Source organism: Arthrobacter echini, assembly GCF_008107445.1.
GTDB classification, from domain to species: Bacteria; Actinomycetota; Actinomycetes; order Actinomycetales; family Micrococcaceae; genus Arthrobacter_D; species Arthrobacter_D echini_A.
Map to the genome: position 1 here is coordinate 168,570 of NZ_VSLD01000004.1, position 21,317 is coordinate 189,886.

At 68.2% G+C, this 21,317-nt stretch carries 23 protein-coding genes; 12 read left to right on the forward strand and 11 right to left on the reverse strand.

The window, feature by feature from the left end; all coding sequences use genetic code 11:
- Window positions 1–24: 24 nt before the first annotated feature.
- A complete protein-coding gene (locus FQ377_RS10015) occupies window positions 25–1,617 on the reverse strand; it encodes a class I SAM-dependent DNA methyltransferase (protein WP_148601212.1) in 1,593 nt (530 codons plus the stop codon).
- 51 nt (window positions 1,618–1,668) lie between these two features.
- Window positions 1,669–3,759 (reverse strand): hypothetical protein, encoded by a 2,091-nt coding sequence (locus FQ377_RS10020; RefSeq protein ID WP_262364388.1) that lies wholly within the window; start codon window positions 3,757–3,759, stop codon window positions 1,669–1,671.
- Window positions 3,760–3,987: 228 nt separating this feature from the next.
- Between FQ377_RS10020 and FQ377_RS10025 the strand changes: the two genes are divergently transcribed.
- Both FQ377_RS10025 and FQ377_RS10030 read left to right on the forward strand, forming a co-directional pair.
- Entirely contained in the window at window positions 3,988–4,665 is a 678-nt protein-coding gene (locus tag FQ377_RS10025) for a hypothetical protein (RefSeq protein WP_148601116.1), read from the forward strand.
- 160 nt (window positions 4,666–4,825) lie between these two features.
- The gene (locus tag FQ377_RS10030; protein WP_148601117.1) at window positions 4,826–5,872 is read left to right on the forward strand and encodes an NAD(P)-dependent alcohol dehydrogenase; all 1,047 of its coding nucleotides are present in this window, start codon (window positions 4,826–4,828) and stop codon (window positions 5,870–5,872) included.
- Between the two features lie 3 nt (window positions 5,873–5,875).
- Here the strand turns inward: FQ377_RS10030 and FQ377_RS10035 are convergent, their stop codons facing one another.
- Window positions 5,876–6,241, reverse strand: coding sequence for an SdpI family protein (locus FQ377_RS10035; protein ID WP_148601118.1), 366 nt, complete (start codon window positions 6,239–6,241; stop codon window positions 5,876–5,878).
- 234 nt (window positions 6,242–6,475) lie between these two features.
- On the opposite strand from FQ377_RS10035, the gene FQ377_RS10040 reads away from it, so the two are divergent.
- Entirely contained in the window at window positions 6,476–7,246 is a 771-nt protein-coding gene (locus FQ377_RS10040; protein WP_148601214.1) for a CPBP family glutamic-type intramembrane protease, read from the forward strand.
- 1 nt (window position 7,247) lies between these two features.
- The gene (locus tag FQ377_RS10045) at window positions 7,248–7,751 is read left to right on the forward strand and encodes a DNA alkylation repair protein (RefSeq protein WP_262364389.1); all 504 of its coding nucleotides are present in this window, start codon (window positions 7,248–7,250) and stop codon (window positions 7,749–7,751) included.
- Here FQ377_RS10045 and FQ377_RS10050 read toward each other — a convergent pair.
- The 3 genes from FQ377_RS10050 to FQ377_RS10060 all read right to left on the reverse strand — a co-directional run bounded on the left by FQ377_RS10050 (window position 7,726) and on the right by FQ377_RS10060 (window position 10,939).
- Window positions 7,726–8,487 carry a glycosyltransferase family 2 protein gene (locus FQ377_RS10050; protein WP_187393320.1) on the reverse strand — a complete coding sequence of 254 codons (762 nt, stop codon included), beginning with the start codon at window positions 8,485–8,487 and terminating at the stop codon, window positions 7,726–7,728. The two genes, FQ377_RS10045 and FQ377_RS10050, sit on opposite strands and share 26 nt — an antisense overlap.
- Before the next feature lie 84 nt (window positions 8,488–8,571).
- A complete protein-coding gene (locus FQ377_RS10055; RefSeq protein ID WP_187393321.1) occupies window positions 8,572–9,429 on the reverse strand; it encodes a pentapeptide repeat-containing protein in 858 nt (285 codons plus the stop codon).
- Between the two features lie 4 nt (window positions 9,430–9,433).
- Window positions 9,434–10,939 (reverse strand): MDR family MFS transporter, encoded by a 1,506-nt coding sequence (locus FQ377_RS10060; protein ID WP_148601121.1) that lies wholly within the window; start codon window positions 10,937–10,939, stop codon window positions 9,434–9,436.
- A gap of 184 nt (window positions 10,940–11,123) precedes the next feature.
- Here FQ377_RS10060 and FQ377_RS10065 point away from each other — a divergent pair, with 184 nt between their 5' ends.
- From FQ377_RS10065 to FQ377_RS10080, 4 genes are all read left to right on the forward strand, one after another.
- Window positions 11,124–11,900, forward strand: coding sequence for a thioesterase family protein (locus FQ377_RS10065; protein WP_262364390.1), 777 nt, complete (start codon window positions 11,124–11,126; stop codon window positions 11,898–11,900).
- A 93-nt stretch (window positions 11,901–11,993) separates the two neighbouring features.
- A complete protein-coding gene (locus FQ377_RS10070) occupies window positions 11,994–12,278 on the forward strand; it encodes a DUF427 domain-containing protein (RefSeq protein WP_148601123.1) in 285 nt (94 codons plus the stop codon).
- A 49-nt stretch (window positions 12,279–12,327) separates the two neighbouring features.
- On the forward strand, window positions 12,328–13,359 hold the full coding sequence (locus FQ377_RS10075; RefSeq protein WP_148601124.1) for an aldo/keto reductase: 1,032 nt from the start codon (window positions 12,328–12,330) through the stop codon (window positions 13,357–13,359).
- Between the two features lie 174 nt (window positions 13,360–13,533).
- Window positions 13,534–14,415 (forward strand): manganese catalase, encoded by an 882-nt coding sequence (locus FQ377_RS10080; RefSeq protein WP_148601125.1) that lies wholly within the window; start codon window positions 13,534–13,536, stop codon window positions 14,413–14,415.
- Between the two features lie 30 nt (window positions 14,416–14,445).
- On the opposite strand, the gene FQ377_RS14850 is transcribed toward FQ377_RS10080, so the two are convergent.
- Both FQ377_RS14850 and FQ377_RS15140 read right to left on the reverse strand, forming a co-directional pair.
- Entirely contained in the window at window positions 14,446–14,610 is a 165-nt protein-coding gene (locus FQ377_RS14850; protein ID WP_187393322.1) for a hypothetical protein, read from the reverse strand.
- An 85-nt stretch (window positions 14,611–14,695) separates the two neighbouring features.
- Window positions 14,696–14,821: a hypothetical protein gene (locus FQ377_RS15140; protein WP_262364391.1), complete on the reverse strand. Its 126-nt coding sequence runs from the start codon at window positions 14,819–14,821 to the stop codon at window positions 14,696–14,698.
- A gap of 177 nt (window positions 14,822–14,998) precedes the next feature.
- Here FQ377_RS15140 and FQ377_RS10085 point away from each other — a divergent pair, with 177 nt between their 5' ends.
- Complete coding sequence (locus FQ377_RS10085; protein WP_148601126.1) at window positions 14,999–15,739, forward strand: lipoate--protein ligase family protein; 741 nt, start codon at window positions 14,999–15,001, stop codon at window positions 15,737–15,739.
- Between the two features lie 19 nt (window positions 15,740–15,758).
- Here FQ377_RS10085 and FQ377_RS10090 read toward each other — a convergent pair whose 3' ends face one another.
- The 3 genes from FQ377_RS10090 to FQ377_RS10100 form a co-directional block, all read right to left on the reverse strand.
- Window positions 15,759–16,388 carry an MBL fold metallo-hydrolase gene (locus FQ377_RS10090; RefSeq protein WP_148601127.1) on the reverse strand — a complete coding sequence of 210 codons (630 nt, stop codon included), beginning with the start codon at window positions 16,386–16,388 and terminating at the stop codon, window positions 15,759–15,761.
- Window positions 16,388–17,473 (reverse strand): S-(hydroxymethyl)mycothiol dehydrogenase, encoded by a 1,086-nt coding sequence (locus tag FQ377_RS10095; protein WP_148601128.1) that lies wholly within the window; start codon window positions 17,471–17,473, stop codon window positions 16,388–16,390. Before FQ377_RS10095 ends, FQ377_RS10090 begins: the two co-directional genes overlap by 1 nt.
- A gap of 94 nt (window positions 17,474–17,567) precedes the next feature.
- Window positions 17,568–17,825, reverse strand: a complete 258-nt coding sequence (locus FQ377_RS10100; RefSeq protein ID WP_148601129.1) for a mycoredoxin — start codon at window positions 17,823–17,825, stop codon at window positions 17,568–17,570.
- A gap of 256 nt (window positions 17,826–18,081) precedes the next feature.
- Between FQ377_RS10100 and thrS the strand changes: the two genes are divergently transcribed.
- The 3 genes from thrS to pgsA are packed head-to-tail and all read left to right on the forward strand — an operon-like array spanning window position 18,082 to window position 21,295.
- A complete protein-coding gene (gene thrS, locus FQ377_RS10105; protein ID WP_395858487.1) occupies window positions 18,082–20,076 on the forward strand; it encodes a threonine--tRNA ligase in 1,995 nt (664 codons plus the stop codon).
- Window positions 20,076–20,675: an HIT family protein gene (locus FQ377_RS10110; protein ID WP_148601131.1), complete on the forward strand. Its 600-nt coding sequence runs from the start codon at window positions 20,076–20,078 to the stop codon at window positions 20,673–20,675. Before thrS ends, FQ377_RS10110 begins: the two co-directional genes overlap by 1 nt.
- On the forward strand, window positions 20,675–21,295 hold the full coding sequence (gene pgsA, locus FQ377_RS10115; protein WP_148601132.1) for a phosphatidylinositol phosphate synthase: 621 nt from the start codon (window positions 20,675–20,677) through the stop codon (window positions 21,293–21,295). The genes FQ377_RS10110 and pgsA overlap by 1 nt, the downstream gene beginning before the upstream one ends.
- The last annotated feature ends 22 nt before the right edge of the window (window positions 21,296–21,317 follow it).

The window sequence follows — 21,317 nt, forward strand, 5'->3', positions numbered from 1 at the left end:
TCCCCGAGCGTTGTGTCGCGCCACTCAGACATCGACCCGCCCCAACTGCTCCCGCACAATCTGAGCCAGCCGCTCCGACTCGTCGAACTGCTCGAACAACTCCTTCGATAACCGGGCTATCTTCTCCTCGACCGGTTCGCCGTCGTCCTCGACCTCTGCCGCGCCAACGTACCTACCCGGGGTCAGCGCATAGTCCGCCGCCTTGATCTCGGCGAGGGTGGCCGAATAGCAGAAGCCGGGCTCGTCGTCGTACGTCAGGTCTGCCTCGACAGCCGAGGTGGTGCCACGCCAGGCGTGGAAGGTACCGGCGATCCTCGCGATGTCGTCGTCGGACAGCGCACGCTCGGCACGGTCCACCATGGAGCCCAGGTTCCGGGCATCGATGAACAAGACCTGTCCCGTCCGGTCCACCGAGCCGCGTGCTCCCGCCGCCTTGTCCCTGGCGAAGAACCACGTGCACACCGGGATGCCGGTGGAGCGGAAGAGCTGGGTGGGCAGTGCCACCATGCAGGAGACGAGATCGGCCTCCACGAGCTCCGCACGGATCTCGCCCTCACCACCGGAGTTGGAGGACATGGACCCGTTAGCCATCACCACACCCGCGCTGCCACCCGGTGCGAGCTTGGAGATGATGTGCTGGATCCACGCGTAGTTCGCGTTCCCGGCCGGCGGGATGCCGTACTTCCAGCGGGGATCGGACTCGGACCGCGCCCAGTCCTTGATGTTGAACGGCGGGTTGGCCATGACGAAGTCCGCGCCTTTGGCGCCGGTGAGCTCCGGGTGCTGGTCACGCGCGAACGTATCACCCCAGCGGGAGGCGAGATTGGCGTTCAGCCCGTGGATGGCCAGATTCATCTTCGCCATCCGCCAGGTGCGCTCGTTGAGCTCCTGCCCGTACACCGAGATGTCCGAGCCCTCCTTGTGATGGGACTCCAGGAACTTCTCGGTCTGCACGAACATGCCGCCGGAACCGCAGCAGGGATCGTAGACCCGCCCGTGATCCGGCTCCAGCACCTCCACGAGCACCCGCACCACACCGGCGGGAGTGTAGAACTCACCGCCCCGCTTGCCTTCGGCCCGGGCGAACTTCTCCAGGAAGTACTCGTACACCTCGCCCAGCAGATCGCGCGCCTTGCTCACGCCCTGACCCGTGAACCGTGCGGAGTTGAGCAGATCCATCAGCTCACCGAGCCGGCGCTGGTCCACGTTGTCCCGGTTGAAGATACGCGGCAGCGTCGCCGCGAGCGAGGGATTGGCCCTCATCACGGCGTCCATGGCGTCGTCGATCAGTTCACCGATGCTCCTGGGTGCCGCTCCGTCGATCGCCGGCATGCCCTTGCCGTTCGCCGCGAGATAGTCCCAGCGTGCCTCGTCCGGCACCCAGAAGACGCCGCGCCCGGTGTATTCGTCCACGTCGTCGACGAGCTGCGAGACCTGGTCCTCGTCGAGGCCCTCGGCCTCCAGTTCGGCGACGATCTGCGTCTGCCGCTCCTCGAACGCATCCGAGACGTACTTGAGGAACACGAGCCCCAGGATCACGTCCTTGTACTGCGAGGCGTCCATGGAACCGCGCAGCTTGTCCGCGGCCTTCCACAGCGTGTCCTTGAGTTCTTTCATGGTGGACGGGGTGGCAGGAGCCTTGGTGGCTGCCTTCGTTCTCGGGGGCACTTACGCGGTTCCTTCGGTCGATACGGGATGGGTCGGCGCATCGGGCACATCGACCCCGGTGAGGGTGAGGCTTCCGCCGGCGACGCCGTCCAGGATCAGCCTAGCGAGTTCCTCCACGAGTCCGAGCCGTTCCCGCAGGGCATCCTGTTCGTGGCGCAGGCCCCGCAGCGCCGCGTGGAGCGGAGCGCGCTGCTGCTCCGGCGTCGTGCGCAGCAGCCACCGGCGCCACTCCTTCTCGGATGCGCCGAGGGCGTTGATGTCCGCGGCCACCACCTCGGCGAGCAGGCCACCGGGATCACCGGCGTCGATCCGGAATGCGCGGGCGGGAAAGACGACGACGGATCCGCCGGCGGTGTCCACCATCGCGGCCGGTCGCGGGCTGGTGCAGAACACGACGTCGCCCGGCTCGGTCAACCGGCCCCCGGGAACTTGCTGGACGAAGTCGAGCACCGGAATCCGGCGGGGCTGCGCCGTCGGGTCGAGGACTTCGGCCGGGCCGAGGAGGGCTGCGCCCCTGGCGGTCTCCTCGCTCGGAGCGTCCCAGCGATTCCCGGGCAGATAGCGCAGGGTGCGCGCGGCGAGCAGGCGTGCCACCGGGACACGCTCCGGGACGCGCCGACCCCCGGCGGGCCGGTCCGGCCCGGCAGGCACTGCGCCTACGGCAAAGCCTGCTGCTCCGAGGATCCGGTTCAGGTGCTCCGCGCGGAGGGCGTCCTCGGCTGGACTGCGTTGTGCATCTCGGTGGTGTCCGGTGTCGGTCACAAGGGATCCGGGCGCCGCGAGCAGGGATCGTGTGCGCACGAGCCGGGCGAACCGGAACGCATGCGCGCGGACGGTCGCGAGATCGCCCATGGACGCCACGAGGTCACTGACGAGGTCACGCGACACGTCCTGAGTGAGCGCTCGCTGACCGAGATCGGCCACCATGGTCCAGCGGTCGGCGATGGGCACGTCGGCGAAGGACGGGCCGAGGACCCAGAGGGCCTGCACCTCCCGGGGCCGGGACCGCAGGAGCCCGGCCGGCAACCGGACGATCGCGCGCACCCGGCCTGCGCGCAAAATGCCGGACCGGAGATCGGCCGCGTCGCGGCCCGTGACGGTGTCGCTGAGCACGCGCGCCGGCGCGAGGACCACCGCGCGCTGGTGGTCGTCCAGCCGATCGCTGATCCGTTCGATCGCGGTGAGGATCTCGGCAGTACTCATGGTGAGCTGGCCCGGCGACGGGTACTGGGCGAGGTGCACCAGCGACGAGCTGCCCTCGATCGGGTCCGCCACGGGATCGGGGCCGGTGTCCACGCCGTGGACGCGCAGCCGACGGCGGAGGAGCCGGGCCGCCGGGCCGTCGTCGTCCGACGGGACGACCCTGACCTGGTCCCTCTCGCTCAGCGCATCGACGACGGCCATGAGCACGTCGCCGCCGCCACCGGCCGCGTCGACGAAGCCTGGTTCGCCGTCGAGCCCGGCCGACAGTTCTACGGCGCTCGTGACCAGGAGCCGCTGAGCGGCATCAGTGAGCGCCGTTGCCGCGAGCTCGGGTGGACCTGTGCGGAACCGGTTGGCGAGCAGCCCTTCGAAGGCCTCGGCAGCGGTGTAGGCGCTGTCCGCGAGTCGGTCCGCGAAGTGCGCCAGGGAGACGAGGTCGCCGCCCACCGAGGCGATCTCGGAGAACAGGAACAGATCATCCGGGTCGTGGTCGTCGGCGGTATCCAGGAGCTCGTCGGTGTCGAGGTGCCCCAGCATGCCGCCGGTCAGGGCCTTCAGGGTGAGCAGGGCCGTCAGACCGTCGAAGCGTGGTCGGCTCGTCTGCTGCTCCTGCCCCTGCGCCTGGGGCCGCGCGAACGCGGCGAGGTCGGCGTCCGCCTCCGCGTTGTTGCCGCGGCCCGTCGCCGCAAGCCAGGCCGCGACCTCGTCGGCGTCGAAGTGCGGCCGGCCGTTGTCCACGACAACCGGGTCCGGGAACGGATGACCCGACCCTGCGCTTCGTGTCCGCCACAGGGAGACCACCGGTCGCTGGACATGCGCGAGCGCCGCAATATCGGTGAGCGTCATGCGCAGGGGCACCCTGTCGGAGTGCGCCGGTGTGCCGTCCATGGAAGTCCCCCTCGTGATGTATGGCTTCAGGTTAACCAGCCTCACCCGTGTACTACGGCAGAACAGTGATAACGGGTGTTATCGCAAGAGTGTGACGGTGCGACTCATTCGGCCGATAGGTTCCATCAGGTGACAGCCGGACGGTTCCGGCGTCACAGCAGCGGCGGCCCCGGCCCTGGGGGACCGGGTCCCGCCGCTGCCCGATCGTCGAGACACGAGGAGTACAGGATGAGCACGACAGAGCCGGAGTCCGACGAGCAGTGGACCACCGGAGACCAGGACGATCAAGAGGCCGGCCCGGTCCGGAGGACTCGATCGAAGGGGCTCATTCTCGGTGCGCTCGCCGCACTCGCCCTCCTCGGAGGAGCTGTCGGTCTCGGGACGACCCTGCCGGATCCGACCATGAGCGACGCCTACCTGGAGCTCGAAGACGACAGGGACGAGCTGCGGGCAGAACGGGACGGACTCCAGGCCGAGTACAACGCCGTCGAGGGACAGTACGACGCCGTACGTGCCGACTACGACGCCCTCAGCGGCGACATCGAGGACCGTGAGGCCGAAGTGGCCGCTCGCGAGGCCGACGCCGAGGAAGCGGCCGCAGAGGTCGAGGCGGCCGAGGCGGCGGTGAAGAAACGCGAGGAAGCGATCACCGCGGCCGAGGACGCCAAAGCAGCCAGCACGATCAGCGACGGCATCTGGACCGTCGGGACCGACATCGAGCCCGGCACGTATCGTTCCGCCGCCGAGGTGGGCTCCAGCTGCTACTGGGGGATCTACCGCAGCGGAAGCAACGGCGATGACATCATCGAGAACGACATCCCCGGCGGCGGCCGGCCCACCGTCACCCTCTCGGACGGTCAGGACTTCAATTCCACCCGCTGCGGCAGCTGGGAGAAGCAGTCCTGACACAGCGTTAGCAACGAGCGGCGGAGCCCGACCCGTAAGGGCAGCAGAAGGCCAGCTTCATCCTGACGGCGATCGATCCCCGGATCGAGGAATACGAGGCTGCCCACCGACGCTCCACCAGTGGAGCCATCGTTCCCCACCCCAACCGCAGGAGTCATCCATGCCTACGACCGTCAACGCCTACGCGGCACCCTCCGCCGGAGCAGACCTCATCCCGACCACCCTCGAACGCCGCAATGTCGGACCCGACGACGTGCTGATCGACATCAAGTTCGCCGGCATCTGCCACTCGGACATCCACACCGTCCGCGGCGAATGGGGACCCCAGTCCTATCCGCTGACCCCGGGACACGAGATCGCCGGTCTCGTCGCCGAGGTCGGCTCGAACGTCAGCAAGTACGCGGTAGGCGACCGCGTCGGAGTGGGTTGCATGGTGAACTCCTGCGGCGAGTGCAAGAACTGCAAGGCAGGCGAGGAGCAGTACTGCCTCAAGGGCAACACCGGGACCTACGGCGCCGAGGACCGCGACGGCAGCATCACGCAGGGCGGGTACTCCACCCAGGTGGTAGTGACTCAGGACTTCGTCCTCGGCATCCCCGAAGGAATCGAGCTCGACGTCGCTGCGCCCCTCCTGTGCGCGGGCATCACCACGTTCTCGCCCCTGAAGCACTGGGGTGCAGGACCGGGCAAGAAGGTGGCCGTCATCGGTCTGGGCGGCCTCGGCCACATGGCCGTGAAGCAGGCGGCCGCGATGGGCGCCGAGGTCACGGTACTTTCGCAGTCCCTGAAGAAGCAGGAGGACGGGCTGCGCCTCGGCGCGAAGCACTACTACGCGACGAGCGACGAGAACACCTTCAGCGATCTTGCCGGGTCCTTCGATCTGATCATCAACACCGTCAGTGCCTCGATCCCGATCAGCGACTATCTGGGTCTGCTGACCCTCGACGGCGCACTGGTGAGCGTGGGCGCCCCGCCCGAGCCGCTGCCGGTCAACGCCTTCGCCCTCATCGGCGGGCGACGCTCCTTCGCCGGATCCCTGATCGGTGGCATCCGGGAGACGCAGGAGATGCTGGACTTCTGTGCCGAGCACCACCTCGGCTCGGAGGTCGAGGTCATCTCCGCCGACAAGATCAACGAGGCCTACGAGCGCGTGATGGCCTCCGACGTCCGCTACCGCTTCGTGATCGATACCGCGACACTGAACTGATCCTCAGCCCTCGGGCCGGAGATTTGTCGCGGCCCGGCTGCCCACCTTCGCTCCGTACAGCACGAAGCCGAGGAGGGCAGCCGCTCCGGCCAGGACCGCCGTCGTGACAACGGCCAGTGGGACCGGCAGAACCGCGGGGATCGCGCTGACGATCGCACACCAGCCTGCAACGACGGTCGGTCGCTTCGCCGCCCGATGGGCGACGAGCCAGGCGTCGTCGCTCGCCATGGTCGACGGGAGCCGGATGCCGGCGATGGGGTTCCTTCCCAGCCGACCACTGGCGGCGGCACCGGCCATCCAGAGGACCAACGCTCCCGCTCCCACCATGACGACAGCCAGAACAGCTCGTGCGACAAGATCCTCGTCCATGAGGGCACCGTAGCAAGGCGGAAGCTTGTCGGGTTCACAGGTCCTTGTGACACGCCGACTGGCCGACGGCTACAACGGGTAGCGTGGCAGCACCAGGACTGGCGTGGACCACCGGAGAGGCGTGATCAGGTGAAGCAGCAATCCCGCCCGGCCACCGGCGGCACCGTGCGGGGGAGGGGTGACGCCGCAGCGGAGGCCTGGAAGCCCGGCTCGTGGACCACCCTTTCACCCGAGCTGCTGCCCGCCGCCCTGGTGTCCCTTGCCGGTTACCTGCTGCTGGTACTCCATCAAGCCGTCCTGGGGTACGGGATCCTCGTGGTTGCGCTGGGTATCGCCGCCGCCGTCTCGATGGCGTTCTTCCGCGACCTGCTCCTGATCGCCTTCGGGCTGACCGTGATGAGTCTGGTACCCATCAGCACCGATATCGGCCTCGACCATATGGGCATCATGGGAGCGGCCATGATCCTCGCCGTCGGCGTCCCCTACACGATCTCCCGCTTCGCCTATCGGGATCACGCCGTCAGCTTCCCCCTCCGCACCGGCAAGCGCTGGAGCCGGACCGAGAAGTGGTACCTGCCCGTCGTCGTCGTGATCGGGTACGCCCTGCTACCGGGTTACATGCTCGGGACGGGCGTGTACACGAACTGGCCGGCAGCGTCGGAGCCGGCGGAGATCGCCCGCCTGTTCGTCGGCACCAACGGCCTGGGTATCTGGGACGAACTGTTCTTCATCTGCACCGTGTTCGTCCTGCTGCGCCGCCACCTGCCGATGGTGCAGGCGAACCTGCTGCAGGCCGTCCTCTTCACGTCCTTCCTCTGGGAGCTCGGCTTCCACGCGTGGGCACCGCTGTTCATCTTCCCGTTCGCACTCCTGCAAGCCTTCATCTTCGCGCGGACCCGGTCGCTCTCCTACATCATCTGCGTCCACCTCCTGTTCGACTTCGTGCTGTTCCTCGTCCTCATCCATGCGCACAACCGTGCGTGGATCGACATCTTCATCTACTGACGTGGACATCCCGAGCGTCGCCGCCTTCATCGACGCAGCCCTGCAGTACGAGAGCTCCTGGGAGCGCGCTGAGGACCACGAGCTGCTCCACGGCGGCGGCCTGGAGTACTACGGCGCATCGGTCGGCGCCATCCGCGGCACACTCCGGAACGCCCGGCGCCGCTACCCGGATCTCAGGCACGACGACGTCGTCCGCCTCGCGTCCGAGCTGTGGTCACGGCCGGTCTTCGAGCGCCGACTCACTGCGGTGGTCCTGCTGCAGTCGTCCGCCCAGTTGCTGCGCCACACGGATCTGACCCGGATCGAAGGTTTCCTCCGGACGGCCGGGCTGCCATATCTGGAGGACGCGCTCGCCCTCGACGTCGTCGCGCCCCTCATGGAGCAGCTGTCCGGGCAGGAGGCCGCCCGTGCGCGCGTGGTCCTCGAGCGATGGGCTGGCGGCGACAGCATGCCGCTGCAGCGCGCGGCTGTCCGAGCCGCTACCGGACGTCGATCGAGCGGATGAGGCGGCCACGCAGCGCCGGAACGAGATGGTGGACCCCCATCATGCCTATGCCGTAGCGGCGTACCCGGCGCATCGACGTCGCGACCCTGAGACGGGGATCGATCCGCACCGCACCCGAGCCGAACCGGCGTGCGATCGCCACGGAGAAGTCGATGTCCTCGTCGCGCTGGTCGATGGCGGTCCGGGCGATCCCTCCGGTCGCGAGATAGGCCGAGGAGCGCACGGCCATGTTGTGACCCGCGACGAAGCGCAGATAGGTCGCGTCCACATGCTTGGCGGCCATCATGATCCGCAGCAGCACCAGGGCGCCCGGCATGAGCAGGTCATCGCCCCAGCGGTAGTACCTGTCGCGCAGCGGCACGCTCGTACCGCCGGCCAGCTGGACGTGGGGGTGATCGTGGAACAGGGTGCAGATCCGGGCGGCCCAGTCCTCGGCCGGTTCGCTGTCGCCGTCGGTGCGTGCCACCAGCTCGTGACCGTCCGCGATCGCGGCGCGGAACCCGGTGTCGCTCGCGGCCCCGGTACCCTTCTGCTGCTCGCTCAGCACCGTGAGATCGAGGTCCGGGTGCTCCGCCGCGACAGCGTGGACGCGCTGGAGCGTGTCGTCCGTGGACCCGTTGTCGACCACGTAGATGCTCAGTCCGGCACCCTCGTGCTGCCGGCGGAGTGAGTCGAGGGTGCGGGTGACCTCGGGTTCGTTGAAGACGGGGACGACGACGGCGAGCCGCTGGATCACTGCCGGTTCCCCTTCTGCTGCGGTTCGGGACACTCACGGGAGCTCATGGAGCAACCATAGGCCGGTCCCGATGGGGTCCGCCCGTCATGTCCAGTGCGCCGGGGCGGTGAGCCGGGCAGGTAGCCGTGTCCGGGCGTTCCCGGCGGCCGCGGCGAGCTGCATGGGGGTGAGGAAGAGCGCCGACGAGAGATCCGCACCGTGGAGTCCGGCATCGCGCAGATCCGCGCCCAGCAGATCCACCCCGCGCAGATCGGCTCCGGCCAGATCCGCCGCGATCAGATATGCGCCCCGCAGGTCGGCGCCCCGTAGATCACGTCCGGCGAGATCCGCGCCGAGGAGGTCGGCCCCCGGGACCAGGCGTCGGGGGAGTCGCACGCCGTCGGCCCCTGCACGGACGCCGGCACTCACCGCGCCCAGCGCGGGGCCAATGCGCTGCCGGAGTTCGCCGAGATCGACGACGGCGAGACCCGCCGGGTCCCGCTGCGACAGCTCGACCGTTTCCGCCAGCAACGCCGCAAGCGCTGCCCGCGTGTCCGCCGTCACGGCCGGTGTCGCGTCCGCGAGCCGATGGGCCTCGTCGAGGTACCAGAGCACCTCGTGCAGTTGACGGACCACCGGGAAGGCCGAGAACATCGCCGGACGCACCTCGGGATACTCGGTCCAGCTCCGCCCACCGAAGGTCTGCTGTGCCACCTGCTGCCCGGCGCCGAAACAATCGAACACGGTGCAGCCCCGGTATCCCCTGACACGAAGTTCGGCGTGGATGGTGCAGCTGAAATCCGCGGCCAGGTTCTGGCACGCCTGTCCGGCAGGCTTGTCATGCCCGAAATCGCTCGATCGCTCGAAGCCGAGCGCCGAGCAGCACAGCGCGAAACACCGCGAGCAGTCCGCCGTCAGGGGGACATCGGGGCGTCCGGTGAGATGGAGCGGGACGACGGCCACGCCGCTAGACCGCGGCAGGTTCGTCGTCGGTCTCCTGCGGTGCGCGGATGAAGAACGATGCCACGACCGCCAGCAGGAAGATGAAGGCGCCGTACAGGAAGGCCGCGCGGACGCCTCCGGCCATCGCCGCTGCGGTACCGGTACCCTCCCCGGCCAGGACGGTGCTCTGGATGGTCAGCACGGAGATGAACAGTGCGGTGCCGGCCGCGCCCGCCAGCTGCTGCACCGTGCCGAAGACGGCACTGCCGTGGGAGTAGAGCGTGGGCTTCACCGAGCCGAGGGCCGAGGTCAGCAGTGGGGTGAAGATCAGGGCCAGGCCGATGCTCAGGAACACATGGGCCACGAGGACCAGCAGGATCGGCGTCGTCTCCGTCACCTGCGTCAGTGACCAGAAGACGGCGCTGACGACGAGGGTGCCCGGTACGAGGAGGACGCGGGGGCCACGGCGATCGTAGATGCGCCCCACGACCGGTCCGAGCAGCCCCATGGTCAGTCCACCGGGCAGCAGGACCAGACCCGATACGAACGGGGTCATGCCGAGCACGTTCTGCACGTAGATCGGAAGCAGGATGATCGTCCCGAAGAGGGCCATCATCGCGATGGCGATCGTGACGATCGAGATGGTGAAGTTCACCGAGCTGAACACGCGCAGGTCGAGCAGTGCGGCGTCGCGCTTCTGCAGGCGCAGCTGGCGCAGGACGAACAGACCCAGGAAGAGGACGCCGAGGGCGAGCGGCAGCCACGGCGGCAAGGTACTTCCTGCGGAGGCCGCACCCAGCTGGCTGAGGCCGTACACGATGCCGCCGAACGCCAGCGCGGACAGCACGACCGAGACCAGGTCGATGGCGGAGGCACGCGGTGTGGTCACGTTCTGCATCTTGACGGCGCCGATGACCAGCATGACGAGGCCGATCGGGAGGACCAGCCAGAACATCCAGCGCCAGTCGAGCACGCTGAGGATTGCACCGGAGATGGTGGGGCCGAGGGCGGGTGCAACGGAGATGACGATCGAGATGTTGCCCATGATCCTGCCGCGCGACGTCCGCGGGACGAGATTCAGGACGGTGGTCATGAGCAGGGGCATCATGATGGCCGTACCGCCGGCCTGGACCACGCGCCCGACGACGAGCACGCCGAACCCCGGGGCCAGTGCGGCGATCAGCGTCCCGAGGCTAAAGAGGCTCATCGCGGTCAGGAACACCGGCCGGGTGTCGAAGCGCTGGAGGAGGAAGCCCGTCACGGGGATCACCACGGCCATGGTCAGCAGGAACGCGGTGGTGAGCCACTGTCCGGCTCCCACCGTGATGCCCAGGTCCCTGACGAGGCTCGGGATCGCGACGCCCATGATGGTCTCGTTGAGGATCACCACGAACGCCGAGACCATCAGGACCCCGATGACGAGCTTGTCGCGGGCAGGGAGCCTGCCCTGCTCATCGGAGGTTGTGAGCCTCTGGTCGGCCTTCTCGGGAGGAGCTGCGTCGGAGACGCGGGAGGTGGTGCGCTGGGTCATGGTGGTTCCGCTCGGGTTGCTCTGGTGCGTGGGCACAGGCAGTGTTCCGCCCGGCGTCGAAGATGGTGGTGCCGCTCGAACGATGGGGGTCGGCGGCTTGCTCTCAGTCGAGAACCCCCGAAAGACCGACTCTATTCCACTAGCATGGGGCTTTCCCCGGCTTCACCGACGAAGGAGATTCTCCGTGCCTGATTCTTTCTACCGCGACCTCGGCGGCGGAAGGTTCGAGTCCACCGTCCACGCCCAGGGCGCATGGAATCCCGCCGAGCAGCACATGGCACCCATCTCCGGGCTCCTCACGCACTGCCTGCTCGAGTGCGAGCCGCGCGAGGGGATGCAGTTGAGCCGGGTGAGTTTCGACATCCTCGGCATGATCCCCGGTGGGGAGTTCGAGGTGACCACCGCCGTCGTGCGCCCCGGGCGGACCATCGAGCTGCTCGAGGCGCGGATGGAATCGGGCGGCCGGACGGCCATCGTGGCCCGGGCATGGAGGCTCAGTACACAGGACACGACCGCTGTCGCCGCGGTGGAGGACCCACGGATGCCCGGTCCCGAGGAGGCGGGGCCGCACGAGGGCATGACGGCCTGGCCCGGCGGTTACATCCGATCGCTCGAGGTGCGGGTTCTTCCCGGTCTGCGGCCAGGGCGCGGGCAGGTGTGGCTCCGGAACCCCTACCCGTTGCTCGACACCGGGCCGGTGGCCGACGTGGTGCGGCTGGTCGGCATGATGGACGCGGCCAACGGCATCGCGTCGAGGGTCCCGCCGGGAGGCGACAGCTGGATGTTCCCCAACGTCGATCTCCAGATCCACCTCCACCGCATGCCGCGTGGGGAGTGGCTCGGACTGGACACGCGGGTGACTTTCGGGGAGAGCGGTGTGGGGCTCACCTCGAGCGTGGTCCACGATCTCGACGGGCCGTTCGGGCGGCTCGAGCAGATCCTGACGGTCCGGAAGCTCTGACGGCCGCTCGAGGGGGCGGCCGCGGAATGGGTCGGCGCACCCGGGAGTTGGAGCAGGTACAGGCACGCCCGTGAACAACGAGGAGAGGACATCATGACAACAGCACACTGGAACGACACGGTCATCGCGGAGTCGGACGAGACCGTGATGGTCGAGGGGAACCACTACTTCCCGTCGGAGTCCATCTCGGAGGAGTTCTTCACGCAGACCGAGCAGCAGACGGTCTGCCCGTGGAAGGGCACGGCGAGCTACTTCACCCTCGACGTCGACGGCGAACAGAACCGCGACGCCGCGTGGAGCTACCTGGAGCCGAAGGAAGCGGCGGAGAACATCCGCGGCCACTACGCGTTCTGGAAGGGCGTGACGATCACCGACTGACCACGCGACGAGGCGAAGCAGACGGCGGCACCCGGACGAAGGAGCACTTGTGGACTATCGGAAACTCGGCAACAGCGGCACCTCGGTCTCGCACCTGGCCCTCGGCACCATGACCTTCGGGGCCGAGGCGGACGAGAAGGCGTCGCACGCCATCCTCGCCGACTACGCGGACGCCGGTGGCAATCTGATCGACACCGCCGACGTCTACACCCATGGTGTGTCCGAGGAGATCATCGGCCGGTGGCTCGCGAGAAATCCCTCAAGGCGCGAGCGCATGGTCCTGGCCTCCAAGGGCCGCTTCCCGATGGGCGACGACGTCAACGACCTCGGGCTCTCCCGCCGGCATCTGCGGCGTGCACTCGATGCCTCGCTGACCCGGCTGGGTGTGGACCACGTCGACCTGTATCAGGTGCATTCCTGGGACCCGTCGACGCCGCTGGAGGAGACGCTGGGCTTCCTGAACGAGGCCGTGGTGCGCGGCGACATCGGGTACTACGGTTTCTCGAACTTCACCGGATGGCAGCTGACCAAGGCGCACCAGATGGCGCTGCACCGCGGCTACTCGCTCCCGGTGACCCTGCAGCCGCAGTACTCCCTGCTGGTGCGCGAGATCGAGGCGGAGATCGTCCCGGCGGTGCTCGACGCCGGCATGGGCATGCTGCCCTGGTCACCGCTCGGAGGCGGGTGGCTGACCGGGAAGTACACGCGCGACACGCAGCCTGCCGGTGCCACCCGCCTCGGTGAGGATCCCCAGCGCGGCATGGAGGGCTGGGAGAAGCGCAACGCCGAGGAGCGGACGTGGGGCATCATCGAGACGGTGGCGGACATCGCGACGGGTCGCGGCGTCACGGCGGCGCAGATCGCCCTTGCCTGGGTGGCAGCGCAACCGGCCGTGTCATCGGTGATCCTCGGGGCCCGGAGCCAGGAGCAACTGGCGGACAACCTGGCCTCGGCGACGATCAGCCTCTCGTCGGACGAGCTCGTCCGGCTCGACGACGCCAGCGCCCCGACCTTCGGGGACTATCCGTACGGCGGGCCGGGCCTCGACCAGCGCAGCCGCCGGCTCGACGGTGGGCGCTGACACGAGCCGGAAGTATAGGGTGTGGCCGCTCGCGATGGACGTGGGAAATGGCAGGAGAAACTAAGCTTGCTTACCATTCCCGCGCCCGTTAGGTTCTCCAACAGGGGCCAGCACCGACCATCGCCTTGATCGGTGGTCTTCATCCAGTGGCCCCCTCGATCCGGAGGTAGCCCGATGTTCTTCCACAAGCAGGAACTGCAGTTCACGTCGAAGCCCAGCAAGCCCGATGCGGTGTATGCGAGGAAGCTGCAGGAGGTGCTCGGAGGTCAGTACGGCGAGATCACCGTCGCCATGCAGTACGGCTTCCAGGCCTGGAACTCCCATCTTCCCGGCAAGTACCGGGACATGCTCTTCGGGATCGGCGCCGAGGAGATGGGCCACGTCGAGATGCTGGCCATCATGATCGCCCAATTGCTCGAGAAGGCGCCCCTGGGTATCACGGAGGACGCCATCCAGTCGGATCCGACGGTGGCGGCGGTGATCGGTGGCATGGATGTGCAGCACGCCATCGTCGCCGGGGCGGGAGCACGACCCGTGGACAGCAACGGGAACCCGTGGCAGGGATCGTTCATCACCGCCAGCGGCAATCTGCTCGCCGATTTCCAGGCCAATGCCAACGCCGAGATGCAGGGTCGCCTCCAGGTGGCCCGGCTGTACCACATGACCGACGACCACGGCGTCCGGGACTTGCTCTCCTTCCTCCTGGCCCGCGACACGATGCACCAGAACCAGTGGATCGCAGCGGCACGGGAGCTGCAGGACGAGGGGCTGGAGTCCTTGCCTGTTCCGAGCAACTTCCCCATCAAGAAGGAGGAGCGCTCGGTGTCCTACCAGTATCAGAACTTCTCCGACGGAGCCGCAGCTGCGGAAGGCTCATGGGCCAGCGGTCCGACGCCGGACGGCTTGGGCGAGTTCACTTACCACGACGGGCCGACGACGTCGGCTCCGATGCCTCCCGCGACGCAGGTCGACGCCCGCTACTACGGCACGACTCCTGTCCCGAACCGGGTGGAGAAGATCGCGGGTGCGGTCCAGGACAAGCTGCACAGGGAGTAGGACTCCTCGCGGCCCGCGCGGGCAGGAGGGTCAGCCCGCCTGGTCCACGTCCTGGATCTGCCGCAGGACGTCCTCGAGTTCGTGGCTCAACTCCTCCAGCCTGGCCGTCCGGGATTCCGTCGTCAGGGCCAGGACGATCTCGTCCTGGCGCTCGCGCAGGCGGGTGAGCGCCGGCGCAGTGTCTTCAGCTGTCATGGCTCGATCTTCGCACGCAGAACATGTTGGACACAGGAGAGGCCGGACCACCGTCAGGTGATCCGGCCTCAGCCGGCAGGATCAGTTACTTCTGATCGCCATCTTTGCCGTCGAACGCGTCCTTGGCCTTGTCTTTGGCCTGGTCCACCTTCTCCGGGTTGTCGTTTGCGTAGTCCTTGGCCTTGTCGGCCATTCCGCTCATGTCTGCCATAGGTGAATCCTTTCGTTGAACCGGACCGCGGTTCTACCGTGGCTGCCACGGGGTGACATCTCCATCGTGGACCACGCCGAAGGATAAATCCATCACCGGTGGGTCTTGACACAGAGCAGCGGCGGGTGTGCTCCGCCGCGGCGCACGGCCCCGGGGTTCACTGCCTACGATGGACCGATGAGTACTCCCTGGGGCGGCGAGGCAGAGCTGACACTCGTCGTCGACCCACCCGCGGGTGACGCCGCAGGTCAACTCGACCGTGGCCTGGAGCTGCTGCGCGACGTCGCCGCCGGCACGCGCGCCCCGACCCTCCGCGTCTACAGGCCGAGCCCCACCGTCGCCTTCGGTCAACGGGATGCCCGCCTCGACGGTTTCCGCGGGGCCTCTGCCGCCTCGAGGGCCCACGGCTACGAGCCACTGATCCGGCGTGCCGGCGGCCGCGCAGCCGCGTACCACTCCGGGTGCCTCGTCGTGGACCACATCGAACCGGCGTCCGACGCCGTCGCCGGGACACGCACCCGCTTCGCCGCCTTCGGCGACTTCTTCGCCGGGGTGCTGGCCGACGTCGGGGTGAACGCCGGAGTGGGGGAGATCCCGGGGGAGTACTGCCCGGGAGAGTTCAGTGTCCACGGCCTCAGGGATACTGTGCCGACGTTCAAACTCGTGGGGACCGCACAGCGCGTGGTCGCCGGCGCCTGGCTGTTCTCCTCCGTGCTGATCATCGAGGACTCCGCTCCGCTGCGTGCCGTGCTCACGGATGTCTACGCGGCCCTGGGACTGCCGTGGCGGACCAGTACCGCCGGTGCAGCGGAAGACCTCGTCCCCGGCCTGCGCGTCGATGGCGTCCAGGAGGCCGTCCTCTCGGCCTACCGCACCGTCGTGCACCTGGACACCCCGGAGGCGTCCCGCCCCTCCTGAGACGGGACGCCGCCCGGTGCTAGTGGCCCCGCTGGATCCACTCCTCGAGGTGGGGAGCCTCCTCGCCGATACTGGTGCTGTCCCCGTGGCCGGGCCGCGCAACGGTCTCCGGCGGCAGAGTGAGCAGCCTCGTCCGGATGGACTCGATGATGGTCGGGAAGTCGCTGTACGACCGCCCGGTGGCTCCCGGTCCGCCCTGGAACAAGGTGTCGCCGGTGAAGACGGTGCCTTCCTCCTCGAGGAGGAAGCAGACCGACCCCGGCGAGTGACCGGGCGTGTGCAGCGCCGTCAGGGACGCGCCCGCGACGGGGAACGAGTCGCCGTCGCTGATCCGGTGGTGGGGCTCCCGATCGGGGAAGACCATGTCCCAGAGCTCACGATCGGCCTCGTGCAGGTGGATCGGCGCCTGCACGGCGTCGGCCAGCTCACGGACCACCCGGATGTGGTCGTCGTGGGCGTGCGTGAGCAGGATCGCCCGCACCGTGCGGCCGACTACCTGCGCCACGATCGCGTCGGCGTCGTGGGGAGCGTCGATGATCACGCACTCGTCGTCGTCGCCCACGATCCACACATTGTTGTCGACGTCCCAGGTGCCGCCGTCGAGCGAGAAGGTCCCGGACGTGACGAGGTGTTCCACCCGCGCCGACATCAGAGCTCCACCACCGAACGCAGCACCGTGCCGTCGTGCATCTTGTCGAAGGCCTCCTCGACCTGGTCCAGCCCGATGCGCTCGGTCACGAACGCCTCGAGATCGAGCGTGCCCTGCAGATAGTGGTCCACGAGCATCGGGAAGTCCCGGCTGGGCAGGCAGTCGCCGTACCAGGAGGACTTCAGGGACCCGCCGCGGCCGAAGACGTCGAGCAGGGGCAGCTCCAGGGTCATCTCCGGGTTCGGGACGCCGACGAGCACGACGGTCCCCGCGAGATCACGGGCGTAGAACGCCTGCTTGTAGGTCTCCGGGCGTCCGACGGCGTCGATGACCACGTCCGCGCCGAAACTGCCGGTGAGGGAGCGGATCGCCTCGACGGGATCGGTCTCCCTGGAGTTGACGACGTGCGTGGCACCGAGACCCCTGGCGAGCTCGAGCTTCCGGTCGTCGATGTCGACGGCGATGATGGTGGTGGCCCCCGCGAGCCTGGCGCCGGCGATGGCGGCGATGCCCACCCCGCCGCAGCCGATCACGGCCACCGAGTCGCCGAGGGAGACGTTGCCCGTGTTGATGGACGCCCCGATGCCGGCCATGATGCCGCAGCCGAGCAGACCGACGGCTGCTGCGTCCGCCGCAGGATCGACCTTGGTGCACTGACCGGCCGCCACCAGGGTCTTCTCGGCGAAGGCCCCGATCCCAAGTGCCGGGGTGAGCTCCGTCCCGTCCTCGAGCGTCATCTTCTGCGTGGCATTGCGCGTGTCGAAGCAGTACTGCGGTTCACCGCGGCGGCAGGCCCGGCACTCCCCGCACACTGCACGCCAGTTGAGGATCACGCGGTCACCGGGGGCGACGGTGGTGACGTCGTCTCCCACTGCACTCACGACGCCGGTGGCCTCATGCCCGAGCAGGAAGGGGAACTCGTCGTTGATGGCCCCCTGCTTGTAGTGCAGGTCCGTGTGGCAGACACCGCACGTCAGGATGTCCACCAGGGCTTCCCCCGGTCCCGGATCCGGCACCAGGATCGTCTCGATGGTCGCGGGGGCATCCTTCGCCCGCACCACGACGCCCCGAACTTTGTGCACCATGTCTCGTCAGTCCTTCCGCTGGGTGTGACGGACCGAAGGACCGGCCCGTCAGCCCCAGCATAGGGGGGACCGTCAGGGGAGGCGAGGGCGCGGGTCAGGCCTCGATCCTGGTCCTCACCTCGGCCGCCGACGGATTCGTGGCGGTGCTGCCGTCCGGGAAGATCACGGTGGGAACGGTCTGGTTGCCGCCGTTCAGGGACGCCACGAGCTCGGCGGTCCCCTCGACCTCCTCGATGTTGACCTCCGTGTACCCGATCCCGGCCGCGTCGAGCTGCGACTTCAGGCGACGGCAGTACCCGCACCAGGTGGTGGAGAACATGGTGATGGATCCGGCTTCTGGCGTGTAGTCCACGGTGCTCCTCGCGTGCGTGCGACCGCTGCCGCACGACTGTATGTCCTGGCGGATACCGGGTGTACCCGCACCCGGCGTCAACACCGGACGATGCCGACCCATTCCTGCGGTCCGACCGGCGGGGTTGTTGGTCGCCTCCATGCCCACCCGATACGATCAGCACGGCGGTCCCGGCTCTTCGCCGGGTGACGTCCAGCCCTTCCGGGCCACCACTGTCCCAGCCTCGAGGAGACCATCCGTGTCAGCGCCACAGCCCATGAAACTCATCGTCGACGGTGAGGAGAAGCAGGCGACCACGGGTACCACCGGGACCGAGCTGTTCGGCGAGCGGCGCGACGTCGTCGTCATGCGGGTGGACGGTGAGCTGAGGGATCTCGCCGAGGACCTCCCCGACGGTGCGTCCGTGGACGGCGTGACCCTCGAGGATGCCGCGGGTCTCGAGGTGCTGCGCCACTCGACCGCCCATGTCATGGCCCAGGCCGTGCAGCAGTTACGACCGGGCGCGCAGCTCGGGATCGGCCCGTACATCACGGACGGCTTCTACTTCGACTTCGACGTCGAGGAGCCCTTCACGCCGGACGAGCTCAAGCAGCTCGAGAAGATGATGCTGAAGATCGTCAACGCGAACCAGCTCTTCAGCCGCCGTGTGGTCTCCGAGGACGAGGCACGCGAGGCGATGAAGGACGAACCGTACAAGCTCGAGCTCATCGGACTCAAGGGCGGCGCCACGGAGGAGGACGGCGCTTCCGTGGAGGTGGGCGCGGGTGAACTGACCGTCTACGAGAACGTGGACCGGAAGACCGGCGACGTCGTGTGGCAGGATCTCTGCCGCGGCCCGCACCTGCCGAACACCAAACTGATCTCCAATGCCTACGCCCTGACGCGGTCGGCGGCCGCATACTGGCGCGGCAGCGAGAAGAACAAGCAGCTGCAGCGCATCTACGGCACCGCGTGGCCCACGAAGGACGCCCTGAAGGCGTACCAGGAGCGGCTCGCGGAGGCCGAGCGCCGCGACCACCGGCGGCTGGGCTCCGAACTGGACCTGTTCTCCTTCCCGGACGAGCTCGGCTCCGGCCTGCCCGTGTTCCACCCCAAGGGCGGCATCATCCGGAAAGCCATGGAGGACTATTCGCGCCAGCGCCATACCGAGGCGGGTTACGAGTTCGTCTACACGCCGCACATCACCAAGGGCCACCTCTACGAGGTCTCCGGCCACCTCGACTGGTACCGCGACGGCATGTTCCCGGCGATGCACGTGGACGAGGAACTGAACGAGGACGGTTCCGTGCGCAAGCCCGGGCAGGACTACTACCTGAAGCCGATGAACTGCCCCATGCACAACCTGATCTTCGCCTCCCGCGGACGGTCCTACCGTGAGCTCCCGCTGCGCCTGTTCGAGTTCGGATCGGTGTACCGCTACGAGAAGTCCGGCGTGATCCACGGCCTCACGCGCGTCCGGGGGATGACCCAGGACGACGCGCACATCTACTGCACGCGCGAGCAGATGAAGGACGAGCTCACCGGCACCCTCACCTTCGTCCTGGGACTGCTCAAGGACTACGGTCTGGACGACTTCTACCTGGAGCTCTCCACCCGGAACCCGGAGAAGTCCGTCGGGTCGGAGGAGTTCTGGGACGAGGCCACCCGCACACTGTCCGAGGTCGCCGAGGCCTCGGGGCTCGACCTGGTCCCGGATCCCGGGGGAGCGGCGTTCTACGGCCCCAAGATCTCCGTCCAGGCCCGCGACGCGATCGGGCGCACCTGGCAGATGTCCACCATCCAGCTCGACTTCAACCTGCCGGAGCGCTTCGAGCTCGAGTACCAGGCGGCCGACGGATCGCGCCAGCGCCCCGTCATGATCCACCGCGCGCTGTTCGGGTCGATCGAGCGCTTCATGGCCGTGCTGACAGAGCACTACGCCGGCGCGTTCCCAGCCTGGCTGGCACCCGTACAGGTACTCGCGGTGCCCGTCGCCGAGGCGTTCAACGACTATCTGTACGACGTCGTCGACAGACTGAAGGCCGAGGGTGTCCGGGCGCAGGTCGACGTCGGGTCCGATCGCTTCCCCAAGAAGATCAGGACGGCGAGCAAGGAGAAGATCCCGTTCGTCCTCATCGCCGGCGGCGAGGACCAGGAGGCGGGTGCGGTCTCCTTCAGATTCCGTGACGGGAGCCAGGACAACCAGGTACCCGTGGACGAGGCCGTCCGCCGGATCGTGGAGGCGGTCCGATCCAGGGAAGCGACCGCCTGATGGCGGATGCAGGCGAGGTACAGGAGGCCCGGCCCGATGCCGACGTGACGGACGACTTCGAGCTGGCGGGCGTCCCGGACGCCTTCCAGCGACTCTGGACACCGCACCGCCTCGCGTACATCAAGGGCGGACAGGACAAGGTGACCTCGGAGCAAACCTGTCCGTTCTGCCACGCTCCGGAGTTGAGCGACGAGGAGTCCCTGATCGTGCACCGCGGGCGGTACGCCTTCGTGCTGCTCAACCTCTTCCCCTACAATGCAGGCCACCTGCTCGTGTGCCCGTACCGGCACGTGCCCGACTACACCGACGTCGATGCAGCCGAAACCGCCGAGATCGCCGCCCTGACCCAGACCGCGATGCGGGTCCTGCGGCGTGTGTCCAATCCCACCGGCTTCAATCTCGGGATGAATCAGGGCGCCACCGGAGGGGCAGGCATCGCCGCGCACCTGCACCAGCATGTGGTGCCGCGCTGGGGTGGGGACGGCAACTTCCTGCCGATCATCGCGCAGACGAAGGCCATCACCCAGACGCTCGGGGAAGTCCGCGAGCAGGTTGCTGCCGCCTGGCCGTCGGACGGTGCTGCGGAGCCCGCGTCCTGATGCTCGACAGGTACGCGCGCGGTTTCACCACTCGGCTCTTCACGCCCCTGGCCCGCCTGCTGCTGTCCTGGGGGGTGACGCCGGACGCCGTGACCATCGCAGGAACGATCGGCGTCGCCGGGGGTGCGCTGCTCTTCTACCCTCTCGGGCAGCTCTTCTGGGGCACGGTCTTCATCACCCTGTTCGTCTTCTCCGACGTCATCGACGGCATCATGGCGCGGCTGAAGGGCCACGGTGGGCCGTGGGGCAGTTTCCTCGACTCGACACTGGACCGGATCGCGGACGGGGCGTTGTTCGCGGGCGTTGCCATCTGGTTCTTCACCGGTGGGCAGAACACCATGATCGCCGTCGCGGCGCTGGGCTGCCTGGTCCTGGGGATGCTCGTGTCCTATGCGCGCGCCAAGGCGGAATCACTCGGCTTCACAGCCAACGTGGGTATCGCGGAGCGGGCCGAACGGCTCGTCTCCGTCCTGGTGGTCACGGGCCTGACGGGACTGGGCCTGCCCGAGGGCTTTCTCCTCGCCGTACTCCTGGCTCTCGCCGCCGCCAGCCTGATCACCGTGTACCAGCGGATCAGGGCCGTGCGCCTGCAGTCACTCGACGCCGAGCCCGCGCCCTGACCCTGTGCCCGGCATCCCGTGC